This window comes from Dietzia maris, from assembly GCF_014144855.1.
Classification (GTDB): domain Bacteria; phylum Actinomycetota; class Actinomycetes; order Mycobacteriales; family Mycobacteriaceae; genus Dietzia; species Dietzia kunjamensis.
Genome location: NZ_JAALDN010000527.1, coordinates 1 through 9,676, shown reverse-complemented (window position 1 = coordinate 9,676; position 9,676 = coordinate 1). Strand labels below are relative to the sequence as shown.

The window sequence follows — 9,676 nt, the reverse complement described above, 5'->3', positions numbered from 1 at the left end:
GAAGTTCATCTCATCGGTGGATCCAGGCTTAGCCAGACCCGGCTCACGGACTGAATGCACACCTGCCTGCATCGGTCCTGCTGCCAGCTCCCGATTCCGCAGCGGCCGGACCCGCCGCTACAGCGATGGGAACCGCCACTGAACATTGACAATGCCACCGGCGCGATTCGCGACATCGCCAATGCTGCTCGCACTACGTGTAACACCAGCAACTAAGCAGGCCACGCCGACATCCAGACGTTATGACAAGTAGACGATGCCGAGTATCCCGCGAACTCGACCCCTCCCCGAGCGGGCCAAATGGCAGGTGGATCAGCAGAGGAACCTAACGAGCTATCCGATTGCTAGTTGGTGGCGACTGCGCCTTCCGTGATTGCATCGCGCAGCACGTGCTTGAGAATCTTCCCCGAGGGGTTACGCGGAATGGGCCGGGTGATGAGCTCGCGCGGAAGCTTATAACCCGCAATGTACTGGGATCCGTACTCGCGGAGTGACTCCAAGGCGACGTCGCGGCCCTCAACCGGGGTGACGACGGCGATGATGCTCTCCCCGAACATCTCGTCCGGCCGCCCGACGACCGCCACATCGGCCACGTCCGGGTGGCTGGCGAGGGCCTGTTCGACCTCCACCGAGTAGACGTTGCGCCCGCCCGTGATGATCATGTCTTTCATCCGATCAACGATTGTGATATACCCGTCAGCGTCCCGGACCGCCACGTCGCCGCTGTGCAGCCAGCCGTTGCGGAGCGCATCCATGGTGGCCTCGGGTTTGTTCCAGTAGCCCTTCATGATGGTCTCGCCTCGGTAAATGATCTCCCCGGGCTCGCCGACCGCGGTGTCGTTGCCCTCGTCATCGACGATCCGCGTCTCGGCATTGGTGATGGACATCCGTCCGGTGGCATCCGGGCGGGCGCGTACTTCGTCCGGGGTGAGGAAGATTCCGGTCGGGCCGCCCTCGGTCTGGCCGCACAGCTGGAAGAACTGCACGTGCGGCAAGGTGGCGAGCAAGCTGGTCGCCGCGTTCGGCGGCATTGGTGCGGCGCCAAAGAAGCCCAGCCGCCATGCGGACAGATCGCGCGTGCCGAGTTCGGGGTACTGCAGCAGCATCTGGTACATGGTGGGCACGCCCAGGAACACGGTGATGCGGTGCTTCTCCAGCGCATCCAGGACCGCCTTGGGCTCGAACGCTGGCAGCACCACGTGAGTGGTGCCCAGGCTGAACCCTGACATCACGAACAGGACCAACTCCGCGCAGTGGTACATCGGCGCGACGTGCAGATTCCGGTCGAAGCTATTCATGCCGAGTGCGGAAACCGAGTTCCCCACCCACAGCATGCGGTGGTGGTCGAACAACGCTCCCTTGGGGCGCCCGGTCGTGCCTGAGGTGTAGAGGATGATGCAGTCGTCGTCCTCGATGACCTCCGCCTCCGGCGCGGTGGTCGGCATGGTGTCTGCGAGCCGCGCGATGCCCTGCGCTGCGGCCTCGTCCAGCACCAGGCTTTGCGGCGCGGACGGCAGCGGATCGAGCTCGTCGAGACCGGCCACCACCACCGCGAGCTCCTCGGAATACAGCAGCACCGTCGCACCGGAGTCCTCGAGCAGGTAGCGAAGTTCGCGGGCCGGCACGCGAGGGTTGAGAGGCACAGCGATGGCCCCCAGTCGGAACGCTCCGTACAAGCCCAGGACGTACGCATCGGAGTTCGGGCTCAGCAGCGCCACCCTGTCGCCCTTACCGACTCCGAGCGACGCCAACGCATGCGCGTACTGATCGGTCCGGGCCGCAAGCTGCTCATACGAGTAGATGCTCTCGCCGAAGATCAGTGCAGTTTTGTCCGGGTGCCGACGGGCATTGAGCGCGAGGGCGCCTCCGAGAGTGGCCATGGTGACTCCTGAGGTGTTGAAGACTCCGGGATCGGACATGTGACCCCGGACACAGCCGAAACTGTAACCGCCAGCGCGGTGCTTGTACAAATGTTCAGTGAAGCCGGAAACGCGGCTCAGGTGGCGGGCCCGGGGAAACGATCGACAGCTTCACCCTCGGACACGCTCACGCCGAGTTCGGGCTTGCTGTGCCCCTCGGTGTGAGTGAAGGTCCCGAGGTGAGTCCAGACGGCATCGACCAGCGGCTGCAGGAACAGCCGGCCCATCTGGTTGATCATCACGTCGACCACCTGGACGGAATCGGCGCGACCTCGCGAGGCCGCGCCAGTCTCGCGCATCGCAACGACCTCCCGGTGGGTGAGTTCGGTAAGTCGCTCCAGCAGTTGCCCCCGCCGGCCACCGGGTTCAAGTAGCGCCTGTCGGAGGTAGTTGACCACCTCCGGGTTTCTGACCAGCATTTCCGCGACGGACTCGTTCCGGACGCGAGCGATTTGTTCGCCGGCCCCATCGGTCGGGGCAGAAGCAAGGGCCGACGCGAAACGTTCCACGACGAGCTGCTCCACAGCCTCGCGGAGGCCGTCTTTGGACCCGTAGTGATGAACCACCAGCCCGACGGTCACCCCGGCGGCGGCCGCGACTGCCCGCATCGGTGTGCGGTCCTCGCCGTTGGCCGCGTAAAGCTCGAGAGCGGCGTTGCGGATTCGCGCTTTGGCGGTGAGGTCTTGGTCGTCGAAATGCTGGGCGGGGCGGTCCACGCGGCCTCCCTTCCGTTGATAAACGAGTCTACGGGGACGCGCCAACCGTTAGCGCTATACGATGACTAAGTTTACTGACCGCTTGTATAGTCACCGAAATGAGTCTTCGATCGCTCCGACCCCTAGCCGGCATACAGGTCGTCTCATTGGCTACCAACCTGCCCGGTCCGCTAGCCGTAGCAGGCCTTAGTGACCTCGGCGCCGCGGTGATCAAAGTGGAGCCGCCGGCGGGTGACGCCTTGGCCGTGGCCGCGCCCTCCTGGTACGCAGAACTGACACAGGGGGTGGAGGTCCGTCGGGTCGACCTCAAGAGTGGTAGCGGCCCGGAGGAGCTGACCAGGCTGCTCGATACGGCGGACGTGTTGGTGACCGCCATGCGCCCGTCAGCGCTTCGCCGTCTCGGCCTCGGCAACCTCGGCGACCGCTTCCCGCGGTTGTGTCATGTGGAGATCGTGGGCTACGACGGCGCCGACGAGGAAGTCGCGGGCCACGACCTGACATATCAGGCAAGATACGGCACCATCCGACCGCCACACCTGCCGCTGGTCCCGGTCGCCGACACCATCGGTGGGGAGCGGGCCATCTCGGCCGCCCTGGCCCTGCTGCTGGCGCGGGGACAGCACGACTCCGGTGGACATCAACGCATCACTCTCGACGCGGCCGCGTACGACTCCGCGGCCGCCCTCCGACACGGACTGTTCGGCGATGGAGCACCACTGGGCGGGGCTCTGCCCTCCTACAACATCTATGCCACCGCCGACGGCCATATCGCTCTGGGGGCACTCGAGCCGCACTTCGAGGTCCACATCAGAGAGGTACTCGATTGTGACGGCACATACGCCGCCTACGCCCGCGCCTTCAGCGCGCACCCCACGGCCCACTGGGAGGATCTGGCCGCGCGCCACGACATCCCGCTCAGCGCCGTTCGCCATGCCCGGCCGGCCACAGCGCAGACCACCCACGCGCTCACGGCGACCACCACCCGACCACCCCGAGGAAGGACCCAGTCATGACCGACTCCCCCCAGCCCCGTAGCTTCCGCGCCACCCGCGAGGCCGTGATCATCGATGCCGTCCGGACACCGGTCGGCAAGCGCGGCGGGGCGCTGGCCGCCTGGCATCCCGCCGATCTGCTGGGGGCCACCCTCAAGGAACTGGTTCGCCGCAGTGATGTGGCGCCGGAGAAGATCGACGACGTGATCGCCGGATGTGTGATGACGCACGACCAGCAGAGCTCCAACATCGCCCGCCATGCAGTGCTCTCCTCCGGCCTGCCCGATTCGGTGCCGGCAGTGACCGTGGACCGACAGTGCGGCTCGGGGCAACAAGCTGTGGCATTTGCCGCCCACGGTGTGGAGGCGGGGTCCTACGACCTCGCCATCGCATGCGGCGTGGAGTCGATGTCGCAGGTGGCACTGCCGTCGTCCCTACAGCCCGGAGCCCCGCTCGGCCCGCAGTACTCCCCCCGGGAACTGGCCCGCTACGACGGCGGACTGCTGGTGCAAGGCCCGTCCAGTGAGCTGATGAACACCCGCTTCGACCTCAGCCGAGAGGAACTCGACGCGTTCAGCCGCCGGAGCCACGAGCGGGCGCTGGCCGCCACCCGCGACGGCCGCTTCGAGACCCAGCTGGTTCCGCTGCGCCGCGACCCGCTCGATGACTCCAGCGAGCCCGTTACCGCGGATGAGGGGATCCGGGCCGAGCTCGACCCGGAGAAGATGGCGTCCCTGCGGACAGTGTTCGCCGAGGACGGCAAGACCACCGCAGCCAACTCCTCCCAGCTCAGCGACGGCGCCGCCGCACTGCTCATCGCCGACCGCGAGTTCGCCGAGGCCAACGGGCTCACCCCCCGCGCCCGCTTCGTGGTCCACGCGGTCGCGGCGGCCGATCCGATCATCCAGTTCACCGCAATCCTCGAGTCCACCCGCAAGGCCCTTCACCGGTCGGGGCTCACGGTGGACGACATCGACCTGTTCGAGGTCAACGAAGCGTTCGCCGGCGTGCCGCTGATGTTCCAAAGAGAGTTCGGCGTCCCCGACGACAAACTCAACGTCAACGGCGGCTCGGTGGCCGTGGGCCACCCCCTCGGATCCACCGGCGCCCGCATGATGACCGACCTGCTGACCGAGCTCGAACGCACCGGCAGCCGATACGGACTACAGACCATCTGCGAAGCCCACGGCACCGCTAACACCACCATCATCGAACGCCTCTGACGAGTCCCGTCCGTCCCAGCCACCGTCCCAGCCCCACTGAGGAGCACCACCATGACGTCCCGCCCCATCGTCACCGGTCTGCCGTCGACACACGGTGACAGTTATCAGCTCAACACCACGACCCTGCTGCGGCACTCCACCCGGACCTACCCCGAGCAGGAGATCGTATTTCGCACCGTCGACGGGGGCTGGGACCGCTACACCTACGCCGACATGTTCGAGCGGGTCGGGAAGTCAGCCCACGCGCTGACCGGGCTGGGTGCCGGGCCCGGAACGGTGGTGGGAATCCTGGATTGGAACTCTAAACGCCATATGGAGCTGTACTGGGCGATTCCCGGTATCGCATCGGTGATGCTGCAGATGAACCTGCGCCTCGCCCCGGTGGACCTGGCATATGTCACCGACCACGCCGAAGCCTCGATCGTGCTGGTCGACGAGTCCCTACTGCCCGTGGCTGAGGCGCTGGTCGAGCAGGGTGTCGGGGTGAAGACGTGGGTGGTCATGACGGACAAACCACTCTCGGAGATCTCCACCACCCTGCCCGGGGTCGTCCACTGGGAAGACGCGCTGACGGCCGCGGAACCGGGCTTCGACTGGCCAATGATCGACGAGACCTCGGCGTACAGCGCGTGCTACACCACCGGCACCACCGGCCGCCCCAAGGGCGTGTACTACTCCCATCGCGGGATCTACCTCCACACCCTCTCCGAGGCAGCGCAGTTGAAGATGGGTGACGACGACACCGTCATGATCATCACCCCGATGTTCCACGGCCAGGGCTGGGGACTGCCGCAGTCGGCCATCTACTCGGCCGCGAAGGTGGTGCTGCCCGGGCGGTATACGGCCGAGGACACCTCTGCGCTGGTTGACGCGATGATCTCCGAGTCCGTCACCGTGGCCAACGGTGCCCCCGCCATCTTCGAGCCGATGCTCGACTACATCCGGACACTCAAGACACGCCCGGACTTCAGCCGCGCCCGTCTGCTGTCCGGGGCGACCGAACCGTCGCTGACGCTCATGCGCGGCTTCCATGACCTCACCGGTGCTGACATCATCCACGCCTACGGCGCCACGGAGACCACTCCGCTGGTCACCGTCAACGCAGGCCTGAAGCACACGCTGCGGGACGTGCTCAGCGAGGACGAGAAGTGGGATCTCAAGCGGGCCCAGGGTCTGCTGGTCAACGGGATCGACATTAAGGTCGTCGGACCGGACGGAACCGAACTACCCCACGACGGTGTCTCCCAGGGCGAGGTGCTCATGCGTGGCCCGTGGATCATCGAGCGGTACCACAAGATGGAGGACAAGGGCGACGCGTTCGCCGACGGTTGGTGGCGCAGCGGCGATGCCGGCACGATCCGCTCCGACGGTTACCTCAAGCTGACCGACCGCATCAAGGACGTGGTCAAGAGCGGCGGCGAATGGATCTCCTCGATCGACATGGAAAATGCGATCGTCGCCCACCCACAGGTCCGCGAAGCCGCAGTGGTGGGGATCGAGCACCCCAAGTGGCAAGAGCGCCCGGTTGCGATCGTCGTCCAGGAAGACGGCGCCGATCTCGGCGTCGACGACATCCACGCCGTGTTGGAAGACAAGTTCGCCAAGTGGCAACTGCCCGACATCGTCATCTTCGCCGACGCGCTGCCGCGCACCAGCGTCGGCAAGCTGGACAAGAAGACGCTGCGCACCGACCACGCCGATCTCTACCGGGGAGCCGAGGAATGAGCGGCCAGAACGGACACGATGACGTGGTCCTCAGCGAACGACGCGGCGCCGTCGCGATCCTGCGCATCAACCGACCCGAGGCCCGGAATGCACTGAACGCCGCGGTGTTCGACGCCTTGAACAAGCACCTCGCCGAGCTGCGGACCGAGGACTCCGTGCGCGCCATAGTCCTGGCCGGCGCGGGCGGCGTGTTCTGCGCCGGAGCAGACATCACCGCGTTCGACGCCCTGCGCGCCGATCCGTTGATCGGGCACCGGCGGGCCTCCGGGGGGACCCTATGGGCCGACCTGGAAAACTTCCCCAAACCGGTGATCGCAGCCGTCGAGGGCCTGGCCCTGGGGGGCGGGCTCGAACTCGTCCTGGCCTGCGACACCAGCATCGCCGGCCAGGGTGCCCGCCTGGGATTGCCCGAGGTCAAGCTCGGCGTCATCCCCGGCGGCGGCGGCACCCAACGACTCATCCGGGCGCTAGGCAAACCTCGCTCCATGGCACTGCTACTCAGCGGTGACCTTGCCACCGGGACCGAAGCCGCCAACCTCGGCCTGGTGGGAAAGGTGGTCGACGACGACGAGGTCGTCGAACAGGCGATCGCCCTGGCGCAGCGGATCTCGGCCAACTCACCGCTGGCCGTGGCCCTGGCCAAAGACGCCGCCCTGGCCGCGCAGACCGGGTCGATAACCGCAGGGCTTGAGCACGAAAAGCGCAACTTCGTCTACGCGCTCGCCTCAGACGACAGCCACGAGGGCCAGGCCGCCTTCCTGGCCAAGCGTTCACCGAACTTCACCGGCCGCTAACCTGGCCCGACAAGGACAAGATCATGACCACCACCCTGTTCCCCGACCACCGCCCCACCTGGCAAACCGAGTCCCACGAGTTGCTACGGGACCACGCCCGCGCGTTCTTCGCCCAAGAAGTCACCCCCCGCCAGGCGGACTGGGCCCGGCAGGGCCACGTCGACCGCGAACTCTGGAACAGAGCCGGGGCGGCAGGCCTACTGCTCACCGACATCGCCGACGAGGACGGCGGCGGGGGAGGCGACTTCGGCCACGAGGCTGTAGTGGCCCAAGAACTGGCGTACGCGCACGACAGCGCGTTCGGCTTCACCGTGCACTCCACGATCGTCAGCCACTACATCAACGCCTACGGGACCGAGGAGCAAAAGCGCCGCTGGCTACCCGGGCTCGCCTCCGGCGAGAAAGTGGTGGCCGTCGCCATGACCGAACCCGGTACCGGCTCAGACCTGCAGAACGTCAAGACCACAGCGATCCGCGACGGCGACCACTACCTGGTCAACGGCGCCAAGACCTTCATCTCCAACGGCACCCACTGCGACTTGGTTGTCATCGTGGCCAAGACCGATCCAGCGGCCGGCGGCAAGGGCATCTCCCTACTAGTCGCCGAGGTCGACAATAACGTCGCGGGCTTCTCCCGCGGCGCCGTCCTCGAGAAGATCGGCATGCACGGATGGGACACCCGCGAACTCTTCTTTGACGACATGCGGGTACCGGTGGAGAACATCCTCGGCGAGGAGGGCTCCGGCTTCGCCGAACTCATGACCCAGCTACCGCGGGAGCGACTCATCATCGGAGTCGCCGGCGTAGCAGTGGCGGAGGCCGCAGTGATCGAGACCATCCGGTACGTCAAAGAGCGCGATGCGTTCGGCAAGAAACTCCTGGACTTCCAGAACACCCAGTTCGTACTAGCCGAGTGCAAGGCCGACGTCTACGCCGGCAAGGCGATGATCGACGACGGCATCCGCCGCCAGATCGACGGCACCCTCGACGCCGCCGGCGCCTCGATGATCAAGATGTGGGCCACCGACATGCAGTGCCGCGTGGTGGACAAGTGCCTACAGCTGTTCGGTGGCTACGGCTACATGATGGAATACCCCATCGCCCAGATGTACACCGCCTCCCGCGTGCAGCGGATCTACGGCGGCACCAACGAGATCATGAAGCTGCTCGTAGCCAGGTCGCTGTGAACGCCACGCCCCCGAGCCCGTCCGTCTACGCCGAAGACTTCACCCCGGGCCAGATCCACAAACTGGGAGATCACACCGTCTCCAAGGCCGAACTGGTCGATTTCGCCACCCACTGGGACGCACAATCGTTTCATCGATGAGGAAGCCGCCAACCAAGGGACACTTCCGCGGACTCATCGCCAGCGGGGTACACACCATCGCCATCGCTCAACGGCTGCTCACACAAACAGTGCTCAACCAATGGGCAGTGATCGCCGGGCTCGGATTCGACCGGGTCCGGTTCCCGGCGCCCGTCCGACCCGGGAACGTTCTCACTGGAACCGTCCGGATTGCCGAGATCACTCTCGACGGAACACGCGGACGAGTGAAGATGGAGATGCGGCTAATCGATCAGGACGACCACACCGTCCTCTACGCCGAACTGACCATAGTCATTTGGCGGAGAGAACAGGTCGCGACACCGTCCGGAGGCTTCAACTGACACACGGCCAGGACGTCATCCAAAAGAACGGTCCCGCACCTACATCGACGAAGCGACCTTCATCTCGGATCCGCAAGTCAGTTTGGGACGCGGTGACCCCACCTCACGACGGCGGCTGCAGAGTAGTCAGGCCCCCGTCCTAAAACCTCGTCCTTCGGCGCGGCATCCCCTATTCGACGGATCGGGCGCGTCCGCTAACGATCGTTATTGCTACAAGTGAACTCAAGCCTGCAGGATTTGGATACGCCGAGGTGGGCGGAAGCCTGGTCTGTAGCGGAACCCAGTCCCGGAATCTATGGTTCTTATCTACCCACTAGTGTCGCGTGTCGTTAGTTCCTAAATGCTTGGGTGTTTGGGAGAATGGGTCATGCCCAATAACCCGGCTCCGGCTTTGATTCTTCGTGATGGTGACCGCGAGGAGTTGGAGTCGTGGACGCGGTCAACGTCGATCCAATCGGGGTTGGCGATGCGGGCGCGGATTATCCTGCTCGCGGCGGAAGGTCAGGCGAACTCTCGGATCGCTGACCGGGAGCGAACGACGCCGACGACGGTGTGGAAGTGGCGAGGCAGGTATGAGGCGGATGGGATCGCGGGCCTGTTCGACGAGTCGCGCTCTGGCCGGCCGAAGCGGATAGATGA

At 65.6% G+C, this 9,676-nt stretch carries 10 protein-coding genes; 8 read left to right on the top strand and 2 right to left on the bottom strand.

The annotated features are described in order from the left end of the window. Positions 1 to 344 precede the first annotated feature (344 nt). Positions 345 to 1,880, bottom strand: coding sequence for a class I adenylate-forming enzyme family protein (locus G6024_RS15685; protein ID WP_119193241.1), 1,536 nt, complete (start codon positions 1,878 to 1,880; stop codon positions 345 to 347). Between the two features lie 116 nt (positions 1,881 to 1,996). After that, on the bottom strand, positions 1,997 to 2,635 hold the full coding sequence (locus G6024_RS15680; RefSeq protein ID WP_119193242.1) for a TetR/AcrR family transcriptional regulator: 639 nt from the start codon (positions 2,633 to 2,635) through the stop codon (positions 1,997 to 1,999). Positions 2,636 to 2,733: 98 nt separating this feature from the next. Here G6024_RS15680 and G6024_RS15675 point away from each other — a divergent pair, with 98 nt between their 5' ends. From G6024_RS15675 to G6024_RS15645, 8 genes are all read left to right on the top strand, one after another. Beyond that, positions 2,734 to 3,648, top strand: a complete 915-nt coding sequence (locus G6024_RS15675) for a CoA transferase (protein ID WP_119193243.1) — start codon at positions 2,734 to 2,736, stop codon at positions 3,646 to 3,648. Then, positions 3,645 to 4,850 (top strand): thiolase family protein, encoded by a 1,206-nt coding sequence (locus tag G6024_RS15670; protein ID WP_119193244.1) that lies wholly within the window; start codon positions 3,645 to 3,647, stop codon positions 4,848 to 4,850. Before G6024_RS15675 ends, G6024_RS15670 begins: the two co-directional genes overlap by 4 nt. A 51-nt stretch (positions 4,851 to 4,901) precedes the next feature. Further along, entirely contained in the window at positions 4,902 to 6,575 is a 1,674-nt protein-coding gene (locus G6024_RS15665; protein WP_069388660.1) for a long-chain-fatty-acid--CoA ligase, read from the top strand. Beyond that, positions 6,572 to 7,369: an enoyl-CoA hydratase/isomerase family protein gene (locus G6024_RS15660; RefSeq protein ID WP_069388661.1), complete on the top strand. Its 798-nt coding sequence runs from the start codon at positions 6,572 to 6,574 to the stop codon at positions 7,367 to 7,369. Before G6024_RS15665 ends, G6024_RS15660 begins: the two co-directional genes overlap by 4 nt. Positions 7,370 to 7,392: 23 nt before the next feature. Continuing rightward, entirely contained in the window at positions 7,393 to 8,556 is a 1,164-nt protein-coding gene (locus tag G6024_RS15655) for an acyl-CoA dehydrogenase family protein (RefSeq protein WP_069388662.1), read from the top strand. Continuing rightward, entirely contained in the window at positions 8,553 to 8,696 is a 144-nt protein-coding gene (locus tag G6024_RS16815; protein WP_227022446.1) for a hotdog family protein, read from the top strand. Before G6024_RS15655 ends, G6024_RS16815 begins: the two co-directional genes overlap by 4 nt. After that, on the top strand, positions 8,693 to 9,037 hold the full coding sequence (locus tag G6024_RS15650; RefSeq protein WP_235027942.1) for a MaoC/PaaZ C-terminal domain-containing protein: 345 nt from the start codon (positions 8,693 to 8,695) through the stop codon (positions 9,035 to 9,037). Before G6024_RS16815 ends, G6024_RS15650 begins: the two co-directional genes overlap by 4 nt. A gap of 367 nt (positions 9,038 to 9,404) precedes the next feature. Further along, on the top strand, positions 9,405 to 9,676 hold a 272-nt coding region (locus tag G6024_RS15645), incomplete at its 3' end, for a helix-turn-helix domain-containing protein (protein WP_159149125.1).